Here is a 23,976-nt window from a genome sequence, read left to right as displayed (position 1 = left end):
CTTATCTGAATGAGTGGACCCAGTTCAACCGCGATCCCGCCCGCGAGCTCGGCAATCAAAGCCACCAGCGCAGCGATCCGCGCCGATATCGCCCGCGCCGCCGACCGGACCGGAGAGAATTTCGATTTCCTGCTGGCGCAGGCACGGATCGAATCCTCGCTGAACCCGCAGGCGAAAGCGGCAACATCCAGCGCGGCGGGGCTGTTCCAGTTCACCAATGCCACCTGGCTCAGCACGCTGGAACGGCACGGCGCGAAACACGGGCTGGGCTGGGCCAGCGCGGCGATTGCGAACGGGCGCATTACCGATGGCGCGCTGGCGGGCCGGATCATGGGCCTGCGCTACGATCCCGCAGCATCCGCCCTGATGGCGGGCGAGCTTGCCGGCGACAACCGGATCGAGATAACCCGCGCGCTGGGCCGGCAGCCGAATGCTGCCGAACTCTATCTCGGCCATTTCCTCGGCAGCGGCGATGCCTCGCGCTTCCTGAACGCGCTGGCCCGCGATCCAAACGCTTCGGCCACTGCGCTCCTGCCGTCGGCCAGTGCGGCTAATCGCGGCATTTTCCGCGACGGTTCGGGCAGCGAACGCAGCCTGCGGGAAGTGATGTCGGTGATAGAGGGCAAGGTCGCAGGCGCCATGACGGGCGGCGACGCCTTCGCTCCGCTCACGCCCACAAGCCCGATGGCGGCGCCCGCACCTGCGATCGCCGCCCCGGTCCAGTCGCGCATGGCTGGCGGCCGGTCGATGACCGACAGCCTGCAATCCATCTTCGGAGCGACCGGCCAGGCAGCGCCGCCGGCGGTGCAGGCCGCCTATGCCCGCTTCGAAAGGTTCGGGCTGTGACGGCTTCCGCATCCTCGCGGCGCGCCGCCGATCTCAGCGCGATGGCATTGCCGGGCGGCATCATCGCGTTGATGCTGCTGATGATCGTCCCGGTCCCGGCGATCCTGCTCGACGTGTCGTTCGTGCTGAACATCGCGCTGTCGGTGGCGATCCTGATGGCCGCGATGAATGCGCAGAAGCCGCTGGATTTCTCGTCGTTTCCCTCGGTCCTGCTGTTCGCGACGCTGCTGCGACTGGCCCTGAACGTCGCGTCGACCCGCGTCGTGCTGGTCCACGGCCATGAAGGCGGCGCCGCGGCGGGTCATGTGATCGAGGCTTTCGGAGCGTTCCTGATCGGCGGCAATTTCGCGGTGGGGATCTTCGTCTTCCTGATCCTGATGATCATCAACATGGTCGTCGTGACCAAGGGTGCAGGCCGCGTATCCGAGGTTTCGGCCCGCTTCACGCTCGACGCGCTGCCGGGCAAGCAGATGGCGATCGACGCCGATCTGGCGGCGGGCATACTCACCGCCGATGAAGCCAAGGCCCGCCGCCGCGAAGTCGCGACCGAAGCGGATTTCTATGGCTCGATGGACGGTGCGTCGAAATTCGTGAAGGGCGATGCGGTCGCGGCCCTGCTGATCCTGGCGGTGAACATCATCGCGGGGCTCTGCCTTGGCATGATCACCCATGGATTGTCCGCTGGCGAAGCGGCCGAGACCTATATCCAGCTTGCCATCGGCGATGCCCTGGTGGCGCAGGTGCCGTCGCTGCTGCTGTCGATCGCGGCGGCGGTGATCGTGACCCGCGTGTCGGATTCGCGGGACCTAGCTGGGCAGATCGGCGGCCAGTTCGCCGATCCGCGCAGCTGGCTGCCCGTGGGCGTGGTACTGGCGGCGGTGGGGATGATCCCCGCCATGCCGCAGTCCATCTTCCTTCCCGCCGCGGGCGGGGCGTTCTGGCTGGCCCACGCGCTGAAGAAACGCGCTGCCCGCCCCGAACCGCTGCCCGAAGTGGCCGCGCTGGCCGATCCCCACCGCATCGAGCTGGCGGACGTGTCGGACCTGACGCTGGTAAGCCTTGAATTCGGCTATGGCCTGGTGCCGCTGGTGGATGAGAAGAAGGGTTCGCCGCTGATCGCCCGCATCACCGGCGTCCGCAAGCAGCTGTCGCGCAATTTCGGCTTTGTCGTCCCCCAGTTCCGGCTGCGCGATGCGCTCGACATGGCGCCTTACGATTATCGCATCATGCTGGGCGGAGTGATGCTGGGCGGCGCGACCATCCAGCCCGACCGCTTGCTCGCAATTGACACGGGCGAGGCCAGCGCGGTCCATCATCTCAAGGGCGAGGAGACGCGCGATCCAAGCTTCAATTGCCCGGCAATCTGGATCGACAGGGGCAACCGCGACCACGCGACGGCAGCGGGCTTTCTGGTGGTGGACCCCGGCACGGTGGTCGCGACCCATCTCAACCAGCTGTTGGCAGAGCGCGCCCACGATCTTCTCGGTCCCGATGAGGTGCGCGCGCTGATCGAGGCGACGAGGCAGCATTCGGCAAGCCTGGTCGAGACCTTTCATCCGCAGCCATTGTCGCTGGCCGCGGTCACGCGCGTGCTGCGCAGCCTGCTGGAGGACGGCATTCCGATCAGCCATCCCGTCCCGATCTTCGCCAGCCTGTCGCGCGCGGTGCAGGCGACGCAGGATCACGACGCGCTTGTCGACAGGGTGCGCGGCGATCTTGGTTCCACCATCGTAGGGCGCATCTGCTCGCCGTCTCGTGCCCTGCCGGTCATCACGCTGGATGGAGGGCTGGAAAGCGCCATCCTGCAGGGTCTGCGCGACCCGGTGACCGGCTGGCCGGTGATCGAACCCGACCTTGCCGCGACGATCGCCCGCCAGGTGAAGCAGATCACCGATGAGCGCGGCCCCTCGGCCACTGCGCCAGCGCTTGTCGTTCAGCCGCAATCGCGGCGAGCGATCGCGTCGCTGGTGCGCCAGCGCACGCCCGAATGCGTCGTCATCTCGATCTGCGAGCTGCCGGCCAGCCAGCCCATCGAAGTCATCGAGGTGATCGGCGCCTCCGCCACCAACGCATTGGATGCCCAGATGGAAATGGCAGCATGAGACACGAGCATATCGCAATCGCCGGCAACCCCCGGCACGAGGCGCGACGAGCCTATGCCGGAGAAGCCGAACACCGCATCAGGGCCTTCATGCCGATGGTCAAGAAACTGGCCTGGCATGCCCACGGCAGCGGCAGGCCCGGTATCGAGATCGAGGACCTGATCCAGGTCGGGCTGATAGCGCTGACCGAATGCGTGCGGCGGCATGACGGGCAGGGCGAACATGCCTTTGCCGCCTATGCCAAGACCCGGGTGCGCGGGGCCATGTTCGACCTGATCCGGCGGGAAGCGCCGACGACCCGCACCGCCGCCCGAAAGCGCCGCGAGATCGAGGAGGAAAGCCGCAGGCTGGCTTCGCAGCTCGGCAGGATCCCCAGCGAAGGCGAGCTGGCAGACGCAATGGGCATGGACGCGCGCGAGTTCGCCTCTGTCCGCGCGCAAAGCGAGCCGTTGCGCTTCGACGCCATCGACAGCTGCTACTCCGACAGCAATGCCGCCTTCGCCGACGCTTCGGCCGACGGGCTCCAGGCCATGGAACAGGCGGAGCAGGGCGAGCGACTGGCAAATGCCATCGCCGACCTGCCCGAGCGGCTGCAGATGATAACACAGCTCTATTTCGTCGAGGAGCTGAACCTCGGCGAGATCGCCGCCGTGCTGGGCGTCAGCATCCCGCGCGTGCACCAGCTGAAGGCGCAGGCGCTCGAACGGCTGAAAGCGGCGATGGCGGACTGAACCGGTTGCCGTAGCAATGGAAGGTAGGATGGGTTCGAGGTCTTGATGGGAGCCAGCGCCCGATTTCGCGGCAGCCCATACGGGGACGGATGGCTTGAGATCCGGTATGTCCATAGACCCTCGCTGAGCCAAACCATTGTAATAAAATCTATTGTTCACCGGATCGCGACACTGTTATCAGATTGGCTGTCCTGGCAACGCGAGACCCGACGAACGCCATTGCTGCACATGCAGATCCGCGCCTATCGTTTTTTGCGGATCGCAGAGCGGCCTGGACAGTTATGACCAAACTAATATTTTTCCCGAGCCTGAATTGTGAAGAAGATCCGCAGTGATCGCATCCCTATGATCGAATCCGACAGCCACAACCCGGCCGCCCATGCGGTGTTCGAAGAGCAGTTCTTCGAACGATCGGTGGCGTTCAACCTGCGCAGAAGCTTCAACAAGGTCGTCGACGAAATTGACGCCGCCCTGGCTGAATTCGCGCTCAGTTCCCATCAGTTCGGCGTTTTGAGCACGATCTATTACGGCAGGGCATCCACGCCCAGCGAGGTTGCCCGCCTGCGCTTCCAGAACGGGGCCGCGATTACCTACACGCTGGACAGGCTCGAACAGCGAGGGCTGCTTAAAAGGACGCGGTCGGAGGCGGACAAGCGCGTCATCACGCTGATCCTGACGGATGATGGCCGCGAACTGACCAGAAAATGCATGGAGGCCGTCGTGAACGTGCAGGACCGGGTAATGAAGGGCGTGACGGCCAAGGACCGCGACCGGCTGTTCGAAATGCTGCAGCTTATCTGCGAGAACTGAGCGGCTATTTCCGACCTGCGGCGATACGCGTCGGCGGCATCAGCCAAACCTTTGCCGGTCGCCACGCGGCAAGCGGGGCAGGACGCGCCCGAAACGATCGGTCGGCAGCACCGGATCGCCGATGGTCGGATCATAGCCCATGAAGCGAACGACAGCCTCGTGCAGGGGCTGATCGAAACGCAGTCCGGCATGTCGCTCGTCTCGCCAGACGACGATGCCCGACATGCGGATATTGCCGTCCTTCAGATGCACCCGATCGTCTTCCGCCAGCCGGTTCGGGGGGATCTCGAGCAGGCAGCCTGAGATCGACACGTTATAAAGCACGGCCATGAAGCTGCGTCCGTCGACGCGGCACTCAACTTCCCTTTCAGAACTGACGCGCTCATGCTCCCGCCGCGACATGTCGATTACCCGTGTTGCCTCGCGATCTTGATATAAATCAATCCGGTTAAGATCCGGTTTTCGCCGCCGTTAAACTCATATTCCCCGCCGCTTGCAGTCCTTCGTTGGGCGCCGCTATGAACGGATCCGGGAATGGCTCTGACGAGCTGGGGGCAAATCGCCATCCATACGCGATGATCTGGATCGCCCGCGCCTTGGGGCCGCTCGCGGCGTGCCTCGTCTGGTGGCTGCTGCACGATGCATAGGGTTTGTCCGCCGACGGCCGGCTGGTGGCAGCGATTGCAAGCTGGATGGCGATCTGGTGGATGACCGAAGCCATTCCCATGGCAGCGACCTTCCTGCTACCGATCGTTCTGCTGCCCGTGCTGACACCGCTTTCGATGGCCGCGGTGACGGCGCCCTATGCCAGCCCGATCGTCTTTCTCTTTCTTGGCGGCTTCCTGATCGCGATTGCGCTTCAGAAATGGAACCTGCACCGCCGGGTTGCTCTTCTGACGCTGCGCATGGTCGGCACCCAGCCGCGCCGCATCGTGCTGGGCCTGATGCTGGCAATCGGCTTCCTGTCGATGTGGGTGTCGAATACGGCCACCACCTTGATGATGCTGCCGATCGGTTTGTCGGTCATCACCCTCGTCGCCGACCGGCAGGCGGACACGGCGGCAGGCAGCGATCCGAACAGACGGGGACCGTCCCGCCTTACAGCGCGAGCGTGCTGATTTCCTCCAGATCGGGGGCCAGGCCGTCGGCCAGGTCGCCTTCGGGATCGATCGATACGCTCAGCCGCTGGGCACGCTCTCCCTGACGGTCGAGCGCGGCCATGAAGGCCCTGACCTGCCGGCGCGATCCGTCGGATCTGCCGTCCGCTCCCTCGACATAGGGAACGACCTCCTCGACATCGCCCGAGCCGAGGGCGTTGAACAGCCGGATCTGCATGGACCGCGGCGTCTGCCTGCCGAACGGATCGCTCGGCGCGGCAGGCTCCGCCTGCTGCGGAGTGGCATCGGCGGCATCGGCGGCAAGAGCCGGACCGCTGCCTAGCAGGGCGGCGGCAAGCAGCAAGGCCCGGAAGATCGCCGCGGGCGTTGGCGAGGCCATGATCGATCTTGGGGACGCGGACATCTGACGATCTTTGTCTCTGCAAGCATTGCAGGACAGTTTTAGGTGGCGACATGCCGCGGCCTATCGGGATCAACCCCGGTGGCGCCGTTTCGTCATGAAAGGGGCAGGGATGGCGGACAGGGTGGGAATCATACTGCATGAATTTTATTTCTGTTTCTCGTCATTATTCGGTATGATAACTAGTTGGTGCCCCCACGAATGCCCCCACGTGAGGGCGCATGTCAAGCAATGGGCTGTTGCGCTTTCCACGCTTCAACTTCTGCAGCTGGCCAAGCGACAGCACGCAAACCGATCCTCCGTGGACGTGGGAACGTGCCCAATTCCATGCGAGCATAGATGCTGGAACGGCTGAGACCGGTTTCTCGCTCGACCTCGGGACGGCGAAGGAGCGGGCCGATTGACTGAGAGGCGGACATCTTGAGATCTTCCTAGTTGTTGTGAGATCTCTTTTGCTTGCGGTAGACCGGCGCTGATGTCTTCCAGCTGCATTTGGCGCGGCGCCTTACCAAACGCAGTTGCCGATTTTGAGGGGCCAGATGGACAACGAAGATACGGCATCATCGTGCGCCATGTGGCCGGCAACAAAAAATTGCAGGTAATTATCAGGGGGAAGTTTGCACCCTAATCGATGGCGCCGGGATTCGGACCGATCGCTGTGTCGCAACCAACCAACTTTGGTAGTTCGACCTGGTCCTGTCGTTTGAGATCGCGATTGCAGACCCTGGGTGCGAACAAGGGCGCCCCCTTGTTTCTAGCCGATATTATATCGGCAAAGTTGGACGAACTGGTCCGTCTCCTTTAAGAGTCTGATTCAAAACTAACCGATGTGATTTCATAGCCTTGTGATGCGGCGCGTGAGGAGCTGGATCGATGCGATGAACAGCCACGCGGTTGCCGAGGCGATGGTCTGCTCGAAGTCCTTTGCGAGACGCCGGTTTCGGTTGAGCCATGCCAAAGTGCGCTCGACAGCCCAGCGGCGTGGGAGAACCACAAAGCCCTTTGCTTTGTCGGACCGTTTGACGATTTCGATGGTCCACTTACCAACCCTGCGCAACGCCTGACGGAGCTTGTCGCCAGCATATCCGCCATCGGCGAAGACATGCCGTAGCCACGGGAAGCGATGGATGATTTCGGCGAGCACCAGCGGTGCGCCATCACGATCCTGGATGTCGGCGGTGTGGATTACCGCATGAACGAGATTTCCATCGGTGTCGGTGAGGATGTGGCGCTTGCGTCCCTTGATCTTCTTGCCTGCGTCATAGCCCCGTGGGCCGCCACTTTCCGTGGTTTTGACGCTCTGGCTGTCGATCACTCCGGCGCTTGGCGACGCCTCGCGGCCTACAGCTTCGCGCCCGATCAGCAACAGGACATGATTGAGCGACAGCCACAGCCTGTTATCACGCCACAGGTAGAACCAGCGCCGCACCGTCGAGACTGGCGGAAAGCAGGGCGGTAGCATCCGCCATGGCAGTCCGCCCCGCAGCAGATACAGGATCGCTTCGACAATCCGCCGCAGCGGCCACTTGCGAGGGCGGCCAACATGAGAAGGTGGCGGGAAGAACGGCTCCAGCACCGCCCATTCGGCATCGGTCAAATCACTTGGCAATGCCAGTTCCGCGCGGGCATACAGTGCGCGAGTGGTGTCGGTCCACATCGTTGATTTCCTTTGGTTCGTTGCAAAACCGCTGAATCAACGACTTGGGTAAGCGTCAAGCTAACCAGCTGATACCACTCAACTTAATTTCGGATCAGGCTCTAAGAGCGCAAATCGAGATAGCGGAAATTTCTCAAGGCGAACCAGCGTGTCAGCTTCGCGCCCAGTTTCGGTCATTAGAGGCGGATTCTCGGTAGCCTGATAGCGGACATCAAACTGACGCGTTCTGACCGGCAGAAAGGTCGGACGATCCGGAATGGCAGCTCTGAAACCTGAAACATGGATTAGTTGCCGTCCCTATGCATTCTGGTCGCGGCAAACACCTGCGCTCAATCAAGCCGCCTCTAGCAACAATATGTCCTGCTCACGTTTAAGCAACCAAGTGTGATTTCGATATGATACGAGATCGACGACGTTGAATTGGCTCGCAATTTCGTCACGCAACTCATGATAGGGCTCAGGCAGCAGGCTGCGTTGGAGATGCTCATATAACGCTCGTGCCGGTCCTTTGTCGGAAAGCACTGCAGTGGCGTGGAACTTGAGCAACTCGGCCACGGGATCATCGCAAGGCTGCGAGGCTTTAACGGCGGCTTCAGTGCGACCAATCATCAACAATACCCGGCTGAGCGCCGCGCGAAGCATGTTCTGCTCGCGACGAAACGGGCAATGTTCAATCGCCCATTCAAACCGCTCGCGGGCGTCATCCAGATAATTGGCGGCGCTATCAAGCATTCCGCGCAACGCAAAGTTACGCCACTCATCTGCGGTCCTTGGATCGTCTATGACGAGAAGAGGCAGAGCCTCTGCATAGCGGAATTGATGAATATAGATGCTGGCGATTGCGTTTTTCAGAATTAACCGCTGGGGATGACGATCGAATGCACTCTGATAGATGCTTAGGGCCTCATCGACCTGGCCCAGCCTTCGTAACATGTCTGCGCGCCCGAGCTGAATGTGAGGATGGGAAGGAAAGTCGCGCGCCGCGTCATCGTACAGCGCTAGCGCGCTTGCGTAACGTCCCTTAGCTTTTTCAATGCGGGCCATCCCGATGCGTAGACCAGCGACATAGCGGAAGTCGTCATTCGCTGTCTTCAGCGCCGCCTCTGCCTCGTCAAACCGGCGAGCATCGATCAACGCGTCCAAAAGCGACCAAACAGCATCGGGAGAGCCGGGGAGCTGGTGGACAAAAGCTTTTGCTTCCTCGACTGCTTCCTCAAATCGGCCGAGGTCGCGCAATGTTGCGATTAAGCCACCACGCGTGTGTGGATCGAAAGGATAATCTTCGAGGAGATTACGATAGATCTGCTCCGCCCGCTTGAAATCACCAACGCGTCGATACAAGGTCGCCAGACCATTGCGCGGTACGACATTTGAATCATCCAGATTAGATGCCGCTTTATAGCCTTCGTAGGCTTCCTCGAACCGTCCCATTTCGACCAATGTCGCGGCCCGTCCGGAGTGCAGCGCTGCAGCATACGGACATTGCGCGATACCAATATCATATGCGGCTAGCGCTTCGTCGAAGCGCTCCAGGTCCCGCAAACATTCGGCGATACCGGCGAGGTTGAATTGCTTGCGCTCGGGTTCGGCCTCGAAGTGCTCTAGCGCTACGCGATAAGCATGCAGTGCTTCTTCAAACTGGCCTTGATAGCGCAGCATTCTAGCTCGGCCGGACGCGGCAAAACTCGCTTCGCCAAAAGATTCGGCGAGATCGAGGCTTCGATGCGCTTCAGAAAAATGGCCGATGCGCATCAGCAGGTCCCCCAGCTGACCATGGGCCTGCCCGTCGTCTCCTTTGAATTCAAGGGCTTCGCGCACCCATTCCAGGGCGAGCTCCAGCACTTCCAATTCCTTTGCCTTCTGGCTTAGATTGGTGAGTGATTTGGCGATGTGCTCGTCGCGGCTGGTCTTACGCTGATCGGCGACAAGATCACGCGCATACCGTCGCGCTGTTTCAAAATCGCCAGCTTTGATCTGTTTGACAACTGCATTCTGCTGTTGGATTGCGCGCTCGAACGCCTGCCGCCCGCCCAATGCGGATGTGTCGCGCCAGCTCTCAGTTTGCTGGTCAGGCTCAGCGACCGCAACGAGTTGGTGCCGAACACGCTTGAAAGACTCGGTCCAGAGCTGGACGATGGCGCGGCCGTTGTCGACGCCCCGAAGCTTGGCGAACAGGCCAAACAGTGCCTTGTCGATTGACTCGCCGTGGTGGAGCGCGATCACCAGGTCTCTGAATCCACCTCGGTCGATCGCCAACTCCCGAACGTAATTTCGATGACGCGGCGCATCGAACGCGTTCTCATCGATCGCCTCGAAAGCATCGCGAACCTCTGCGATCATGGGTTGCAGGTTCAAGAAACGATCCAGCAATGCAAGTGCTGCGGACGACTTGGCGATCGCTTTACGGCACGCCTCGACATCGAATGGTTCGGGCAAAGGAGCAGCGAACAATTGCGCTTCGACGCGCTCAACGACACCGCGGACCTCGAGCAGCTCTTCAAGCGCTTCTCCGACCTCGACCAGCTCGCTGGGTGGCTCGCACGGGTCGATGAGTATGACGAACAGCCGGACGGCACGGTCAACCGACCAACTTATCTTCGCGGTATCACGCGCTTCGGCGATCGACCGGACTTGGCCAACGGTAAGATCGTTGCAGTTGCTGAAATAATAGCTGATATCGCGCGCGCTTGCCTCGTGTGCCGCGCCGATGTCTACGCGCTCGACTAGGAAGCCGGTGGCGGTACGAACAGCGAATGTCCCGGCTTGACCAGAGGCTATGAACTGCACCTAAACCTCATCGACCACTGCACCTAGTTCCAATAGCCTAGCCTTCGTGCGTTTCCAGATTGCTCGATCCGGCCTGCTGACGATCTTGGGGGCGATGACCCTTTCGATCGCACGTGCATGTAGCACGCCATATATGTGAACTTCTATAAAGTCACTATCGGCCGACTTTACTCCTTGCTCGACCAATATCGGCGGGAAGTCGACATCTGTCATTCCGGCTTGGATGCGTGGATGGAGCTTTGCCATAGCAAGCTCGGCGCGACGCGCCCAACTAGCTCGGAAGCCGTGAGGAACCGATCCGGTTGGCGAAATGGGATACTTGTCGCAGAAGCGGAACGGATTTTCCTCAAACACGCTGGCACGGTCCTCCACCATATTTTCCTTAAGTGTGACCGAGTAATCGCCATACCAGGACACGCCCTGGCCATCGAGTGACAGAACGGCATATTGGATCTCTTCATGTACGCCGTGAGGGTTGACCGTGCCGTCGATTCGACCGCGATTGGCGTCGAACTCATTGTCTTCTGGATTGCGAATCCCAGCACGCACCATCTTGTAATAAGACACCATTCCCAGGCTCTGCGAAACCATGCTATCTAGCGACGAAATTTTTAGAGTGGTGACCGCACTGGAGTCTGAGCTTGCGGTCCCAAAGGCCTCTAGTTCATTCGCGCAGCCGCGTTGCTTGGCCGCGAGCTGTGCGTAGCGGACACGTTCTTGCAGTGCCTCAATTTCATCCTTGGTGTCGGCGGCTCTTACATTTGGGCAACCAACGTCCCGGCCGCAGCCGACGCAGTTGCGTACAGCATAAGGAATTTCGGTATCGCACTCTTTACATTTAGGCGCCGCTTTTACTTTCGCCATACCCTACCGCCTCTCCCACACGGTCATGAAAGCACACAAGTAATCGCCCCCATTCATAGAAATTTCTCCGCTCCCTCGTCATTTCTTCAAGCCGTCGGACTCGCAACAGGCGATTTCCTCAGACCCGAAGATTTCGCTTCTGTAGATCGGAAGCTGTCGGTTCCTTCGCGGCCCAATTTGAGGGGTTCGTAAGGCCTGAACTTACGGTTGCTCCGAGCGGTCCTTAGCGAGTCTACAAAAGACAGCAAAATTGGCAGCTTCTGACAATATTTTTGATGCGATCGAGCGGCTGCTTTCTCACATTCTGCGCTCCAAACCGGACAGTCAACAGACGTGAAGGGTTCCGGGCGCCGGAGGCGTACGGAAGTCCCCGAAGCACGAACTGCGGGCCGCACGCGATGAGCTATGGGGTTTTCGGGTTTCGGCTGATCCGAGGGCGAGTAGCCAAAGCACCGGGATGCACGGTGGCTGGCCGGATCATGGCCGCCGAGCGAGGTAGATCCTGGCTGCGGCCGCTGGCCGATGCCGTCATCAGGGCGGCTGCCGGCAGCGATCGCACGAACGGTGACATCGCCGGAAGCGCAGTGGCTGCGCGACGTGCTGGAGGCGAGCCATGCCGGATCATGGCGTGATCTTCCGGTTGGGCGATGATGCGGCCGGTGGCGCGCGGGGCTGCTGCCAGCGTGCGAAGGTCTCGATCACGACCATGTGCCCACCGCAGCAGGGGCACGGCGGTCGGGTGTCCAGCAGCTCCTCAGGCGCATTGTCTTGAGGTGGCGGAGCAACCGCCAGCAGCCTGCGGGCAAGCGCCAGGCTGGCCTTGCGGGTTCCGCCGGCGAGCAGACCATAATGGCGGATGCGGTGGAAGCCGGTCGGCAGCACATGGAGTAGGAAGCGGCGGATGAACTCCTCGGCGGAGAGCGTCATGACCTGCTGCCGGTCAGCTCCGCTGCGGCGATAGTCCTTGTAGCGGAAGGTGACGCCGCGCTGGTCGAAGGCGAGGAGACGGCTGTTCGAGATCGCCACCCGGTGGGTGTAGCGCGACAGATAGGCGAGCACCGCCTCGGGCCCGGCGAAGGGCGGCTTGGCGTAGACCACCCAACGCTTCTTCCGGACCGGTGAGAGGTGCCGCAGGAAGGCACGGCGATCGGCGAGATGTGCCAGGCTGCCGAAGAAGGCGAGCCTGCCGGCATCGTGGAGCTGGAGCAGCCTTGTCAGGAACAGCCGCCGGAACAGCGCGCCAAGCACCCGCACCGGCAGCAGGAAGGCGGGGCGCGACGATATCCATCGGCTGCCATCTGGCGCGATACCGCCGCCCGGCACGATCATGTGCACGTGCGGATGGTGGGTCAGGGCCGATCCCCATGTGTGGAGAACGGCGGTTATGCCGATCCGGGCGCCCAGATGCTTGGGATCGCCGGCGATGGTCAGCATGGTCTCGGCTGCCGCCTTGAACAGCAGATCGTAGAGCAGGGCCTTGTTGTGGAAGGCGATGGCGGCGATCTCGGCCGGCAGGGTGAACACGACGTGGAAGTAGCCGACCGGCAAGAGGTCGGCCTCCCGCGCTTCCAGCCACGTGCGCGCGGCGGCGCCCTGGCACTTCGGACAATGCCGGTTGCGACAGCTGTTGTAGGCGATCCGCCAGTGGCCGCAGTCGGTGCAGGCTTCGACGTGGCCGCCGAGCGCAGCCGTACGACAGTGTTCGATCGCCGACATGACCTTCAACTGATGCAGGCTCAGGTGCCCGGCATGCGCTGCTCGGTATGCAGGGCCGGCTGCGCGGAAGATGTCGGCGACCTCGAGCGAGGTCCGCACCGGCTCAGCCGGGAGGCGCCGCCTCTGAGGGCATGAACATGCCAAGCTTGTCGAGCGGACTGGTCACCGCTCGCACCGTGCGGGTCGCCACCTTGGTGTAGAAGGCGGTGTTCTCCAGCTTGGCATGGCCGAGCAGCGCCTGGATGACCCGGATATCGACGCCGTCCTCCAGCAGGTGCGTGGCGAAGCTGTGGCGCAGCGTGTGCGGGCTGACGCGCTTGGCGATCCCGGCGGCCTGCGCGGCTTCGGCCACGACGCGGTGGATCTGCTTGGTCGAGATCGGCTTCAGCGCATGCTGGCCGGGGAAGAGCCAGCCATCGCGGTGCATCACGCCCTGTTCGCAGCCCAGCTTCCACCAGTGGCGCAACAGCGTGAGCAGGTCCGCCGGCAGCATGGCATTGCGGTACTGGCCGCCCTTGCCGCGCTCGACCCGCAGCAGCATGCGTTCGCTGTCCACGTCGCGCACCTTGAGCATCGAAACCTCGCCCACGCGCAGCCCAGCGCTATAGGCCACCGACAGGGCGGCCTGATGCTTGAGGCAGGTGGTCGCCCCCAGCAGCCGCGCGACCTCGTCGCGGCTCAGCACCACCGGCAGCTTGCGGATCTGCTTCATGCGCACGAGCCGGCGCGCGAGATCCGGCCGGTCGAGCGTATGCGTGAAGAAGAACCGAAGCGCCGCGACGATGCTGTTCATGGTCGGCACCGGCATGCCACCTTCTCGCTGCTCGATCTGAAAGCGGCGCAGGTCCTCTCCCGTTGCCGTATCCGGAGGGCGCCCGAGGAAGGTGGCGAAGCGCCCGACATCGCGGATGTAGTTGCGCTGCGTCTCGCGGCTGAAGTGCCGCATGTTCATATCGTCGATCAGACGCTGGCGCAGCGGGCTGACGGGTGCGGCGGGCGCAACGGGGACAAGCTCGTTCATGGTTCGACTCCTTGGTTGAAGGAGCCGAATGCTCTGCCCGCGCCGGGACTTGCTCAATCCAGGTGCGGCGCCTGCCGTCCTAGCTCAACCGCGCCACCAGAACCCCTCCGCGCAGCGGTTCGTGCTCCGGGCCGAAACCGGCCGCTAGGCTCGCAGCGCGGCCAATGTCTGCTTTTGGCGAATAGGGACGCGCGGCCTAAAGACCGAAACCGGGCGCCTAGCTGACATTCGGCACTTGGCCCCGCTGATGCCTGCTTTCGAGCCGAAACCTGCCGCTAGGGTCGTCACGCGGCCAATACCTTTGTGTTGACCTCGGGTATAGGCCGGTGCTCGTTAAGTCGCTCGAAGCTAATCAGGCGCGATCGCTTCTCGGCGCCAAAGCTCAGCTGATCGGCATGCGAACGCGGCTCGCCAACATGATACGCGGCGTCTTGAAGACATTCGGCACCTTGCCGGGGAGTGAGCAAGGCATGCGGTTCGACCGGCGCGTTGAGCGCGCCATGCAAGTTTCGCCCTGAGTTGCCTCGATCATGTATCCTCTGCTGGTTTCCTAGAGGCATAAGCGTGAGCAGATCACCGGGTTCGACGTCGCTATTCAGCGGCGCGTCAAGGCAGACCCGACCTGCCGGCTGCTGATGAGCGTTCGGGCATCGGTGCACTATCTGCGCTCGCATTCGTCAGCACCATCGAGCACCCGACATGGTTCTCGCGCTCTTGCGTGTCTCCCCAGAGTTGGACGAGCGCAAAAGCAAAGATCAAGCGGACCTTGCCTTCCAATCCGGATTTCGGCGCCGCTTTTGACTGACCATTAGACGCCGATCAGCCCAACTCGTTCAGGGTATAAATCAAATTATAACAGTGTTTTTTATCCTTGTTCTGATTGCCCACCAAACAAGAGAACCTTAAACATTTTGCTTTATAACCCTGCACGAAGCTGGGGGGCAAATTGTGAGAGTAGTTAACGCTCGGTAATAAATCATACCGCTCAGGGGGGCGGCCGATTTCCAACTAGAATCGACAGAAATTCGAAATCGAGGAGCATTCGCTCGTCGCAACAAAAGGGGTATGCATGACCATTTCGCTTGCAAAGAAACAGTCCGTAAGTCTCACCAAAGAATCCAATGGTGGCCTCACAGCAATCACGCTGGGCGTCGGTTGGGACGTTGCCAAGAAGAAGGGATTCTTTGCGGCCTTCACGAGCGGCGGCGATATCGATCTCGATGCTTCTGCAATCCTATTCGATGGTAACCGTCAGACCATCGACGCTGTCTGGTTTGGCCAGCTCAAAAGCAAAGACGGCTCGGTCCGTCACAGCGGTGACAATCTCACAGGTGAGGGCGATGGAGATGACGAGTCTATCGTCATTGACCTCCAGCGCCTGCCTGCAACCGTCGAGACCATCGTCCTGACCGTCAACAGCTTCCGCGGGCAAACTTTCGACAAAGTCGAGAACGCATTCGGACGCGTCGTCGACAACCGCACGGGCCGCGAACTCGCTCGCTTCGACATCTCCGACAGCGGCCCTCATACCGGCATCATCCTTGCCAGCCTCTCCCGGGCGGGCGGCGAATGGACCTTCAAGGCGCTTGGCGAGCGCGCTGGTGGCCGTACCGTCCACGAGCTGGCCGGCCCAGCCGCGCACCTCATCTAACCGTTTGGATGCGCCGCCAAAACGCGGCGCATCCAAACCCATCATCCCCTAGAAAAGTGGAGTACCTGATGCAGCTGCAGAAGGGCGAGAAGCGTAGTCTGGCCGATCTCGGCATTGCGACGCGCTGTACCGTCAAGGTCGATTTCGGCCTCGACGGCGTGGACATTGCGGCGTTTGGCCTCGATGCATCCAAGAAGATCGGCGATGACCGCTACGTCATCCTGTTTTCGAATACGAAGTCGCCGGAAGGCGCAATCGAGCTGATTCCCAACTCGGATACGGCCGTTTTCAATCTCGACCTTGCGGCCCTTCCGGCCTCGATCGATCGAATCGTTTTTACAGCGACCCATGACACGCGCCCGATCTCCCAAGCCCGTCCTCTCGTCGTTACGATCGACGGGAACAAGGCCAGCTTCGATGTCGCCAGTTCGCTGAGCGACGAGAAGGCCGTCATGATGCTGGAATTATACCGGCATTCGAGTGGCTGGAAAGTCGGCACGATCGCGGCTGGATTTGCCGGGGGCCTTGCTGCCCTAATCACACATTTCGGAGGGGAAGTCGCAGACGCGCCGGCGCCAGCGCCGGCGCCTGTTCCTCCTCCTCCTCCGCCTCCGCCTCCTCCGCCTCCTCCTCCGCCGCCGCCGTCAAAGCCGGTGAGTCTCAGCAAGATTACCCTCGAGAAATCGAATCCGACCGTCAGCCTGACCAAGAAGGACGGAAGTTTTGGCGAAATCGTTCTCAACCTGAACTGGAACGCCGGGACCAAGCGCGGCTTCTTCGGCGGCAGCAAGAACGTCGACCTCGATCTTGGCGTCATGTTCGAGATGCAGGATGGCTACAAGGGCGTCATCCAGGCGCTGGGCAGGGCATTCGGCAGCTACAATGCTGAACCGTGGATCGAGCTCTCGGGTGATGACCGCACAGGTGCAGTCGCCGCGGGTGAAACCATTCGCATCAACGGCAAATTTTTCGACCGCATGAAACGGATCGGGGTCTTCGCGCTCATCTACGATGGCGCTCCCAACTGGCAACAGACCGACGGCGTCGTGCGCATGAACATCCCGGGCCAGCCCGAGGTCGAAGTTCGAATGAACGAGGGGCACAACAACCAGCGGCTGTGCGGCATCGCGTTGATCGACAACGTGGGCGGCCAGATGAAGGTCACCCGGCACATGAAATATTACGCCAACCAGAAACCCTTTGCCGATGACATCGGAATTTTCCTGCGGTGGGCCGCCGGAACGAAGGACTGATTTCCAGCCCGATGGGCACAGCCTCAAACCCTGTGCCCATCCTCATGATGGACAAGCCAATGCTCAAGAATTTCTATGGCTCGATAATCTTCACGATTATCTGCCTCATCCTCGCCGGCGTGGTCGGCTACACCGAAAGCGACGGCGCCTGGGGCGTCGTTGCATCCGTCGTCTTCATCGCAGCCATCCTTGGCGTCATGGAAACTTCCCTCAGCCTCGACAATGCTGTCGTCAACGCCTCGGTCCTCAAGGACATGGACGAGAAATGGCAGCAGCGCTTCCTTACCTGGGGCATCGCCATCGCCGTCTTCGGCATGCGCATCGTCTTCCCGCTTGCGATCGTCGCGATTGCCGCATGGGTTTCCCCGTGGGATGCGCTCTCGATCGCGATCAGCGACAAGACCCGCTACGAGGAAATCGTCACCGGTGCGCACGTTGGGATCTCCGGTTTCGGCGGGGCATTCCTCCTGCTCGTGGGACTGACCTTCTTCTTCGACGACGACCGCGAACATCACTGGCTGGGCTTCATCGAAGGCCCGCTCTCCAAGTTCGCCAAGATCCCGTTTTCCCCCTATATCGCGACTGCTGCTCTCGTCGGCGGCCTCTCGCTCCTCGTCGAGGGCGCGGAAAGGCAGACCTTCCTCATCGCGGGCCTCTCGGGCGTTGCCACCTTCTTCGTCGTCGAGAAAATCGGCGATCTGCTGGGCGGTGAAGAAGATGCGACCGGCAAAATCGTTCGCTCGGGCGCCGGCGGCTTCATCTACCTCGAGTTCCTCGATGCCTCGTTCTCGTTCGACGGCGTCATCGGCGCGTTCGCGATCACGAACGACATCCTGATCATCGCGCTTGGCCTCGGCATTGGCGCCATGTTCGTGCGTTCGATGACTATCGCGCTCGTGCGCGGCGGGCATCTCGCCGAATATCGCTATCTCGAGCCGGGCGCTTTCTATGCCATCATCGCGCTTGCCTTCATCATGCTGCTGAGCATCCGCGTCCACACGCCCGAGGTGGTCACCGGGCTGATCGGAGCCGTCCTGATCGGCTTGGCCTTCTGGGCGTCCGTCCGTCACCAGAAACTCTTTCCCCACGAATACGAGGAAGAGGGTGAGGCCGAAGCCATCCTGCCCACCGGTGAAGTCGTCCAGAGCGCTCACACAGTCTGACTGACCAAGCACGGGCGAAGTTCCGGCTTCGCCCGTCCCCAAACGAGAATTACCAGGTATGCAAATGCAGAAAGGCGCAAATGCGCCAATCGACGGCACGAATTTAGCCGTCACATGGAACAGTGAGCCGATTGGCGGCGCCATCGACGTATCGGCCTATCTACTCGACCAGACCGGCAAGGTTCTGGGTGACGAAGGCATGGTCTTCTGGGGCCAGACAAAGGTCCCGGGCGTCTCCTTCGCTTCCTCGGCCAAAGAAGCATCCTTCTCGCTGTCCCTTGAGGGCTTCACCAATGCCATCGAGCGGATCGCCATCTGCGCCGTCGTCGATACTGCGAATGCGTCCTCTGCCCGCCTCGCAGATGCGGAGCGCATAACTTTGCGAATGGGGACGCTCTCTTTCGAGATCGACCTTTCGTCCATGAGCGAGCAGGCCCTCATCCTTGGCGAGATCTACAAGCGAGGCGATCAGTGGAAACTACGCGCTGTCGGGCAGGGTTTTGATGGCGGGCTCGCCGCGATTTCAACGCATTTCGGCGTCGAGATCGCCAACGAAGCGCCACCCCCGGCCGCCCCTCCTTCAGCACCAGTATCGATCAAGAAGGTCACCCTTTCCAAATCGGAAAAGGTCAGCCTCAAGAAGGGGCAGGGCAGCATCCGCGCCTTGCTCTCATGGGAAGGCCGCAGTGACGGAGACGGCGATCTCGACTTCTATTGCTTCTACGTGATGAACGACGGAACGAGCGGGAAGGTCTATTACAAGGACCTCGGTAGCGCGGAAAAGGCACCCTTCATCCGCCATTCCGGCGACGCGCTGCGGGCCGGCGAAGAAGCCATCGTCATCGAGAGGCCCGATGCTCTGCGTTATGCCTTGTTCGCGGCTTATAGCGCGGTCGGCAACGGAGTAGGTTCATTCAAGAGCTATCGCCCGCAGATGACGCTTACCGATACCGCAGGCAACGAAGTCACCATCCCGCTCGAGAACCCCAGCGCCTCTTCATACTGGGTCGCCATCTCGCATCTCGATTGCACGCAGGACGTGCAAATCGAACACATCGAGACCTACGGCAAGAATGGCTTTCTTCACCCGGCGGCCGCCGAACGCGCCCCGCGCCTCCATTCGGATGGCAGCTGGGACGTCTCCAAGGGTGAGATCGAGTTCAAGTAACAGTTTTTTCGAACAGGGTCACCGCCGGCGGTCGGCAGGCCCGTCAATTCTTCACTCCGCCAACATGTCAGAAAGGACAAATCACATGGCAATTTCGCTTTCCAAGGGTGGCAACGTATCGCTGTCGAAGGAAGCACCCGGTCTCGACCGGATCATGGTCGGCCTCGGCTGGGACGTGCGCGCCACCGACGGCAAGGACTTCGACCTCGACGCATCGGCATTCCTGCTCGCCTCGAGCGGCAAGGTCCGCGGCGACAGCGACTTCTGCTTCTACAACAACAAGAACTGCTCCGATGGCGCCGTCATTCACCAGGGCGACAACCGTACCGGTGAGGGCGAGGGCGACGACGAGCAGATCCAGATCACGCTTTCGAAGGTCCCGGCCGACGTCGACAAGGTCGCGATCGTTGTCACGATCCACGAAGGCGAGACCAACAACCAATCGTTCGGCCAGGTCTCGAACGCTTTCATCCGTCTCGTCGACGAAAACACCGGCAAGGAAGTCGTTCGCTACGACCTGTCGGAAGACGCATCGACCGAAACTGCGATGATCCTGGGCGAAGTATACCGCCATGGCGGCGACTGGAAGTTCCGCGCAGTGGGTCAGGGATTCAAAGGTGGGCTTGGTCCGCTTGCTACGAATTATGGCGTTAGCGTCGGTTGACGATCTGATCCCATAAGTTGGCGCGGGGGCGCTCGCTCAACCAGCTAAACCTGGGGCGGGCGCCTTCGTTCTGCAGGGATTAGAACCCACTCCAATACTCGTTCACACATTTCATTATTGAGGGAACCACACATGGCTGTATCACTTCAAAAGGGCGGCAATGTCTCGCTCTCCAAGGAAGCACCGGGCCTTTCCGCCGTAACCGTCGGCCTCGGCTGGGACGTTCGCAAGACCGATGGTCAGGACTTCGACCTCGATGCTTCCGCTTTCATCGTCGGGCAGGACGAAAAGGTCCTCTCGGATGCCAATTTCGTCTTCTACAACAACGCTACTTCGCCCGACGGCGCCGTGATCTACGGCGGTGACAATCGCACGGGTGAGGGCGATGGCGATGACGAAACCATTTCGATCGATTTCGCCAAACTCACCGCAGACGCCAAGAAGGTCGTGATCGCAGTCACGATCCACGAAGGCCAGAAGCGCGGCCAGAACTTTGGCTCCGTCTCGAACGCTTATGCCCGTGTCACCAATAATGCCGACGGCAAGGAACTCGCGCGTTTCGACCTGTCGGAAGACAGCAGCACCAATGCTGCGATGATCTTCGTCGAGCTCTACCGCGGCGCGCAGAGCGACATCAAGGTCAAGGCAATCGGCGAGGGCTGGGAATCCGGCCTGGACGGCCTTGCTTCCTCCATGGGCGTCAATATCGGCTGAACATTCCTGCGCGGCGGCCATGCCGCCGCGCAGCTGCCGGCACTTACTTTCAAGGCAATGTGCAATGCGTATCTGGTTCAATCGCGGCTTCTCTCTTGCTCCCATCGCGAAGGCAATGAAAGCAGCCGAGAGCATGCTCGAAGTTCTCGTGAGCACAGGCGAGGGCAGGCCTGTCTATGACGGACCCGACGAGACCTTCGTCGAACCGGATCTCGACCCTGCAGACTATGTTCAATGGGTACGCGAACAAATCGTCGCCCGCCGCGTCGACATCTTCATCCCGACGCGGCTTCGCGAGCACTTCTACAGCGCCGACCTTCCATGCCTTGTGCATTTTGCGTGCAGCAAAGATGCTTTCACGATTATCGAGGACAAGCACGCCTTCGCCCGGGCGACCGAGCATCTGGAATGCCATCTTCCGACGTTGCAGGCCGAAACCGCCGACGAACTCGAGAAGGCAATCGCAGCTTTCGAAGCTGCATACCCCGGGCTCCAACCGTGCGTGAAGCCGCGCAAGGGTGTAAACGGCCATGGCTTCTGGAAGCTCACTGATCACTCGCCAGCCGCGCATCTCCTCCATCCCGAATTTCGTAATATGCGCAAGGATGTGTTCGTCCAGACATTGCGCATGCAGGAAACCCAGGAGGCAATGGCGCCCCTCGTCGTCATGGGATACCTACCGGGCCCCGAAGTGTCCTTCGACGTACTCGCCCACGCGGGCACCATGCTCAAGTATGTCGCGCGGACAAAATTCGATCGTCGTCAGCTTGTCCAGACCGCCCATCCACTAGAACATTACGCCAATACTCTTGTCCGCCAGTTCGGCCTGCATGGCGTGGTCAATTTGCAGTTCCGGAAGGCTTCCGATGACAGCTGGAAAATCCTCGAAATCAATGCGCGTCCTGCCGGCGGGAGCGTCTATGCCGAGGAATTCGGCTCCACGCTCCTAGGCGACTGGGGAGGCATCCTTACCGGCCGGCTGAAGCCCCGCGAAGTCACGGTCCCATCGCTCGATATCGAGATCAGCACGACCACGGTCCACAGCATCGTCGACAAGAAGGAACATGCTTCGTGAGCCATGCCCTGCCTGGCCAGCGCCTGAGCATATCCGACGATGCCGAAATCGTAATTCGCTTCGGCGGGCAAGGAAGCGACCGCATCGCTCTGGCGGCAATCTCAGATGCCAGGCGACCTATCGGGCTCGAACGCTTGAGCACTAGCGACTGGCGGCTTTCCAGTGCCTCGCAGCATGGCTCGTTGTACGAACTCCTCGCCTACATCACCGATGATCGCATGGGCGGCTTCGTCAACGCGTCCTATCCATGCAGCTTCACCATCGGCGGCATCCAATATGCCTTTCCTGAGCCTACCGACCAGCTTGCGGCAGTGATCCTAGGCGAAATCTACATCAAGAACGGACAGCGCCGTCTCAAGGTTTCGAATGAAGGTTTCACCTTCGGCATCGAGGCATTTGCCCGCAACCGCAATCTCGGCAATGTGGAGTTTCCTTTCCGGGCGAGCCCGGCACCATCGTCACTGCCTGTTCCGCCGACAGGCGCGCGGCGTAATCCCTGGGATCAACCGAACCCGCCGCCTGCGCCCTCAGGCCAGCCGCTAGCAAGCGGCAGCGGCGTGTTGGTCGGCGACAACCTCATCATCACGAACGCCCATGTCATCGAAGACGGGCAATCATTCCATCTCGCCCGTACGCGCGAAGCCCTGATCCCGCTTGCTGTCGATCCAATGCACGATCTTGCTCTCCTGCAGGGGAATGTAACGGGCACTCCGCTGCCGATCCGCCTCAACTCGCCCGTCTGGCTCGGGGAATCCGTCATGGCCGCTGGCTACCCGCTAAGGGAAGTCCTTGGCGGCGACCTCAAGGTGACCACCGGCAATATCTCGGGTCTCACCGGCGGGCTGGGCGATGTCTCCCGCTTCCAGTTCTCCGCGCCTATCGGATCGGGCTCTTCGGGCGGCGCGATTATCGACGAATCCGGTAATCTGATCGGCATTACCTCCGCCTCGCTCGCGCACCAGAACTTTCGCGATCGCGGCAGCATTTCCGAAAACGTCAACTTCGGCGTACGCGCATCGCTCGTGTTCGAGCTCATTGCCGCTGCTGGCATGCCGCTTCCGCAAACGGCCATCCAGGCTGGCTCCGACAGGCGAGAGGTAACGAACCGCCTGCGCAACTCCGTCGTCTCGATCATGGTGAATGGCTGATGGGTTTCCGGTTTCAAAAACGGATTTCAATCCTTCCCGGAGTTAGGCTCAACCTGTCAAAGAGCGGCGCTTCCTGGTCGGTTGGCCCCCGCGGCGCATCGATCAATATCGGAAAGCGCGGGGTCTATGGGAATGTTGGCCTTCCCGGCACCGGCCTCAGCTACCGCGAACGTCTAGACAAGCCTGCGGGACGCGCTGGCAACACGCGTGGCAGTCAGCGCGCACCAAGCGGGCCCGAAATGCCCGAACGCGTCGTCGCGCGCCTCGTAGGCGACGAAGTCCAACTGCTCGGTCCCAGCGACCAGCCGCTCAACCCCGCGCTTGTTCCAGAAGCCAAGCGGCTGATGAAAAACGATCTCCGGAAGTTCCTCGATGATCATGCCTCCGACAGAAATCTACTGATCGAAGGCATCTGCCACCTTCATCACGACATTCCGGTCGCGACGGGGACCGTGGCACCGGGCGAATCCGGTAAGCCCAACCAAGAGCATTACTTCGACCAGCAAAGCTATATGCAGGCCCTGATGCAATGGCGCGCCGCCGAGGCCAACGCGGGCCCCGACAAAGACGCGATCTGCGATGCCGTTCTGGAGAAGCTCGCCGCCCTTGAATGGCCCGCCGAGACCAATATCGCGATCTCGCTTAACGGCACCCGCCTGCTCCTCGATGTCGATCTTCCCGAGATCGAAGACATGCCTGATGCCACATGGAAGCCCAGTTACACTGGGCTCAGGCTGGACCTGAAGCCGCGTGCGAAAAAAGACCTCGCCGCATTCTACCTCGAGCATGTGTGCTCGGTCATGCTGCGCCTCCTCGGTCACTCCTTTGCCGTGACCGATCAGCTTCAGACGATCGCGATTTCCGCTTACACTCAGCGTACCGGTTCAACCGGAAAGCTCAGTGACGAATATGTCGCCACCATCGAATGCAGCCGCGGCGATTGGGGCCAGATCGACCTCACACAGATCTCGCACATCAATCCTCACCAGTGTCTCCGCCGGCTCGGAGCGAAGATCGAGGCAGGATCGCGCGGAACGCTGCTCATCCAGCAGCCTCTCGACTGACATCAAGGAAGTGCGCCTGACATT

22 protein-coding genes and 1 pseudogene are annotated in these 23,976 nt (G+C 61.1%); 15 read left to right on the top strand and 8 right to left on the bottom strand.

Annotated elements, in window-relative coordinates:
- Positions 1 to 9 precede the first annotated feature (9 nt).
- The 4 genes from A9D14_RS06725 to A9D14_RS06710 all read left to right on the top strand — a co-directional run bounded on the left by A9D14_RS06725 (position 10) and on the right by A9D14_RS06710 (position 4,489).
- Entirely contained in the window at positions 10 to 846 is an 837-nt protein-coding gene (locus A9D14_RS06725) for a lytic transglycosylase domain-containing protein (protein WP_232468848.1), read from the top strand.
- A 41-nt stretch (positions 847 to 887) separates the two neighbouring features.
- A complete protein-coding gene (locus A9D14_RS06720) occupies positions 888 to 2,948 on the top strand; it encodes a flagellar biosynthesis protein FlhA (RefSeq protein ID WP_066844337.1) in 2,061 nt (686 codons plus the stop codon).
- Positions 2,945 to 3,679, top strand: coding sequence for a sigma-70 family RNA polymerase sigma factor (locus A9D14_RS06715; protein WP_066844334.1), 735 nt, complete (start codon positions 2,945 to 2,947; stop codon positions 3,677 to 3,679). Before A9D14_RS06720 ends, A9D14_RS06715 begins: the two co-directional genes overlap by 4 nt.
- Before the next feature lie 345 nt (positions 3,680 to 4,024).
- Positions 4,025 to 4,489 carry a MarR family winged helix-turn-helix transcriptional regulator gene (locus tag A9D14_RS06710; protein WP_066844331.1) on the top strand — a complete coding sequence of 155 codons (465 nt, stop codon included), beginning with the start codon at positions 4,025 to 4,027 and terminating at the stop codon, positions 4,487 to 4,489.
- A gap of 39 nt (positions 4,490 to 4,528) precedes the next feature.
- On the opposite strand, the gene A9D14_RS06705 is transcribed toward A9D14_RS06710, so the two are convergent.
- Positions 4,529 to 4,891, bottom strand: a complete 363-nt coding sequence (locus A9D14_RS06705) for a PilZ domain-containing protein (protein WP_066844327.1) — start codon at positions 4,889 to 4,891, stop codon at positions 4,529 to 4,531.
- A gap of 248 nt (positions 4,892 to 5,139) precedes the next feature.
- Between A9D14_RS06705 and A9D14_RS06700 the strand changes: the two genes are divergently transcribed.
- Complete coding sequence (locus A9D14_RS06700) at positions 5,140 to 5,607, top strand: SLC13 family permease (RefSeq protein WP_198302063.1); 468 nt, start codon at positions 5,140 to 5,142, stop codon at positions 5,605 to 5,607.
- Here A9D14_RS06700 and A9D14_RS06695 read toward each other — a convergent pair.
- The 7 genes from A9D14_RS06695 to A9D14_RS06665 form a co-directional block, all read right to left on the bottom strand.
- Positions 5,588 to 5,986: a hypothetical protein gene (locus A9D14_RS06695; RefSeq protein WP_066844311.1), complete on the bottom strand. Its 399-nt coding sequence runs from the start codon at positions 5,984 to 5,986 to the stop codon at positions 5,588 to 5,590. The genes A9D14_RS06700 and A9D14_RS06695 overlap by 20 nt on opposite strands.
- A gap of 245 nt (positions 5,987 to 6,231) precedes the next feature.
- Positions 6,232 to 6,426 (bottom strand): helix-turn-helix transcriptional regulator, encoded by a 195-nt coding sequence (locus A9D14_RS06690; RefSeq protein WP_083987736.1) that lies wholly within the window; start codon positions 6,424 to 6,426, stop codon positions 6,232 to 6,234.
- A 416-nt stretch (positions 6,427 to 6,842) separates the two neighbouring features.
- Entirely contained in the window at positions 6,843 to 7,664 is an 822-nt protein-coding gene (locus tag A9D14_RS06685; protein WP_066561326.1) for an IS5 family transposase, read from the bottom strand.
- A gap of 333 nt (positions 7,665 to 7,997) precedes the next feature.
- Complete coding sequence (locus A9D14_RS06680; protein WP_066844306.1) at positions 7,998 to 10,451, bottom strand: tetratricopeptide repeat protein; 2,454 nt, start codon at positions 10,449 to 10,451, stop codon at positions 7,998 to 8,000.
- Complete coding sequence (locus A9D14_RS06675) at positions 10,452 to 11,315, bottom strand: hypothetical protein (protein ID WP_157668165.1); 864 nt, start codon at positions 11,313 to 11,315, stop codon at positions 10,452 to 10,454.
- A gap of 621 nt (positions 11,316 to 11,936) precedes the next feature.
- Positions 11,937 to 13,130 (bottom strand): IS91 family transposase, encoded by a 1,194-nt coding sequence (locus A9D14_RS06670; protein WP_066844300.1) that lies wholly within the window; start codon positions 13,128 to 13,130, stop codon positions 11,937 to 11,939.
- 4 nt (positions 13,131 to 13,134) lie between these two features.
- Complete coding sequence (locus tag A9D14_RS06665; protein ID WP_066844297.1) at positions 13,135 to 14,052, bottom strand: site-specific integrase; 918 nt, start codon at positions 14,050 to 14,052, stop codon at positions 13,135 to 13,137.
- A 1,069-nt stretch (positions 14,053 to 15,121) separates the two neighbouring features.
- Here A9D14_RS06665 and A9D14_RS06655 point away from each other — a divergent pair.
- The 10 genes and pseudogenes from A9D14_RS06655 (at position 15,122) to A9D14_RS06615 (ending at position 23,952) form a co-directional block, all read left to right on the top strand.
- Positions 15,122 to 15,703 carry a TerD family protein gene (locus A9D14_RS06655; protein ID WP_066844289.1) on the top strand — a complete coding sequence of 194 codons (582 nt, stop codon included), beginning with the start codon at positions 15,122 to 15,124 and terminating at the stop codon, positions 15,701 to 15,703.
- A 68-nt stretch (positions 15,704 to 15,771) separates the two neighbouring features.
- A complete protein-coding gene (locus A9D14_RS06650; RefSeq protein ID WP_066844285.1) occupies positions 15,772 to 16,956 on the top strand; it encodes a TerD family protein in 1,185 nt (394 codons plus the stop codon).
- A gap of 59 nt (positions 16,957 to 17,015) precedes the next feature.
- Entirely contained in the window at positions 17,016 to 18,119 is a 1,104-nt protein-coding gene (locus A9D14_RS06645) for a DUF475 domain-containing protein (protein ID WP_066848489.1), read from the top strand.
- Positions 18,120 to 18,177: 58 nt separating this feature from the next.
- Entirely contained in the window at positions 18,178 to 19,287 is a 1,110-nt protein-coding gene (locus A9D14_RS06640) for a TerD family protein (protein WP_083987734.1), read from the top strand.
- A gap of 85 nt (positions 19,288 to 19,372) precedes the next feature.
- Entirely contained in the window at positions 19,373 to 19,951 is a 579-nt protein-coding gene (locus A9D14_RS06635; protein ID WP_066844279.1) for a TerD family protein, read from the top strand.
- Between the two features lie 132 nt (positions 19,952 to 20,083).
- Entirely contained in the window at positions 20,084 to 20,665 is a 582-nt protein-coding gene (locus tag A9D14_RS06630) for a TerD family protein (protein ID WP_066844276.1), read from the top strand.
- A gap of 64 nt (positions 20,666 to 20,729) precedes the next feature.
- Complete coding sequence (locus A9D14_RS06625) at positions 20,730 to 21,740, top strand: ATP-grasp domain-containing protein (RefSeq protein ID WP_066844273.1); 1,011 nt, start codon at positions 20,730 to 20,732, stop codon at positions 21,738 to 21,740.
- Positions 21,737 to 22,888 (top strand): trypsin-like peptidase domain-containing protein, encoded by a 1,152-nt coding sequence (locus A9D14_RS06620; protein WP_066844270.1) that lies wholly within the window; start codon positions 21,737 to 21,739, stop codon positions 22,886 to 22,888. The genes A9D14_RS06625 and A9D14_RS06620 overlap by 4 nt, the downstream gene beginning before the upstream one ends.
- Positions 22,888 to 22,995: pseudogene (locus A9D14_RS20455) on the top strand (DUF4236 domain-containing protein); the annotation flags it as partial. The gene A9D14_RS06620 and the pseudogene A9D14_RS20455, both read left to right, overlap by 1 nt.
- A gap of 132 nt (positions 22,996 to 23,127) precedes the next feature.
- Positions 23,128 to 23,952, top strand: a complete 825-nt coding sequence (locus A9D14_RS06615) for a hypothetical protein (RefSeq protein WP_232468846.1) — start codon at positions 23,128 to 23,130, stop codon at positions 23,950 to 23,952.
- Positions 23,953 to 23,976 lie beyond the last annotated feature (24 nt).

Origin of the sequence: Croceicoccus marinus, from assembly GCF_001661675.2 — a bacterium.
In the GTDB taxonomy this organism is placed as follows: domain Bacteria; phylum Pseudomonadota; class Alphaproteobacteria; order Sphingomonadales; family Sphingomonadaceae; genus Croceicoccus; species Croceicoccus marinus.
The sequence above is the reverse complement of the archived record's forward strand: the minus strand, read 5'-3'. Positions and strand labels throughout refer to the sequence as shown.

Excerpts from the sequence above, each read along its gene's own strand:
- A9D14_RS06655 (WP_066844289.1), top strand. The coding sequence starts at position 15,122 with ATGACCATTTCGCTTGCAAAGAAACAGTCCGTAAGTCTCACCAAAGAA.
- A9D14_RS06675 (WP_157668165.1), bottom strand. The coding sequence starts at position 11,315 with ATGGCGAAAGTAAAAGCGGCGCCTAAATGTAAAGAGTGCGATACCGAA.
- A9D14_RS06635 (WP_066844279.1), top strand. The coding sequence starts at position 19,373 with ATGGCAATTTCGCTTTCCAAGGGTGGCAACGTATCGCTGTCGAAGGAA.
- A9D14_RS06720 (WP_066844337.1), top strand. The coding sequence starts at position 888 with ATGGCATTGCCGGGCGGCATCATCGCGTTGATGCTGCTGATGATCGTC.
- A9D14_RS06615 (WP_232468846.1), top strand. The coding sequence starts at position 23,128 with ATGCCCGAACGCGTCGTCGCGCGCCTCGTAGGCGACGAAGTCCAACTG.
- A9D14_RS06695 (WP_066844311.1), bottom strand. The coding sequence starts at position 5,986 with ATGGCCTCGCCAACGCCCGCGGCGATCTTCCGGGCCTTGCTGCTTGCC.
- A9D14_RS06685 (WP_066561326.1), bottom strand. The coding sequence starts at position 7,664 with ATGTGGACCGACACCACTCGCGCACTGTATGCCCGCGCGGAACTGGCA.
- A9D14_RS06650 (WP_066844285.1), top strand. The coding sequence starts at position 15,772 with ATGCAGCTGCAGAAGGGCGAGAAGCGTAGTCTGGCCGATCTCGGCATT.
- A9D14_RS06705 (WP_066844327.1), bottom strand. The coding sequence starts at position 4,891 with ATGTCGCGGCGGGAGCATGAGCGCGTCAGTTCTGAAAGGGAAGTTGAG.
- A9D14_RS06690 (WP_083987736.1), bottom strand. The coding sequence starts at position 6,426 with ATGTCCGCCTCTCAGTCAATCGGCCCGCTCCTTCGCCGTCCCGAGGTC.
- A9D14_RS06645 (WP_066848489.1), top strand. The coding sequence starts at position 17,016 with ATGCTCAAGAATTTCTATGGCTCGATAATCTTCACGATTATCTGCCTC.
- A9D14_RS06640 (WP_083987734.1), top strand. The coding sequence starts at position 18,178 with ATGCAAATGCAGAAAGGCGCAAATGCGCCAATCGACGGCACGAATTTA.
- A9D14_RS06715 (WP_066844334.1), top strand. The coding sequence starts at position 2,945 with ATGAGACACGAGCATATCGCAATCGCCGGCAACCCCCGGCACGAGGCG.
- A9D14_RS06725 (WP_232468848.1), top strand. The coding sequence starts at position 10 with ATGAGTGGACCCAGTTCAACCGCGATCCCGCCCGCGAGCTCGGCAATC.
- A9D14_RS06710 (WP_066844331.1), top strand. The coding sequence starts at position 4,025 with ATGATCGAATCCGACAGCCACAACCCGGCCGCCCATGCGGTGTTCGAA.
- A9D14_RS06665 (WP_066844297.1), bottom strand. The coding sequence starts at position 14,052 with ATGAACGAGCTTGTCCCCGTTGCGCCCGCCGCACCCGTCAGCCCGCTG.
- A9D14_RS06625 (WP_066844273.1), top strand. The coding sequence starts at position 20,730 with ATGCGTATCTGGTTCAATCGCGGCTTCTCTCTTGCTCCCATCGCGAAG.
- A9D14_RS06630 (WP_066844276.1), top strand. The coding sequence starts at position 20,084 with ATGGCTGTATCACTTCAAAAGGGCGGCAATGTCTCGCTCTCCAAGGAA.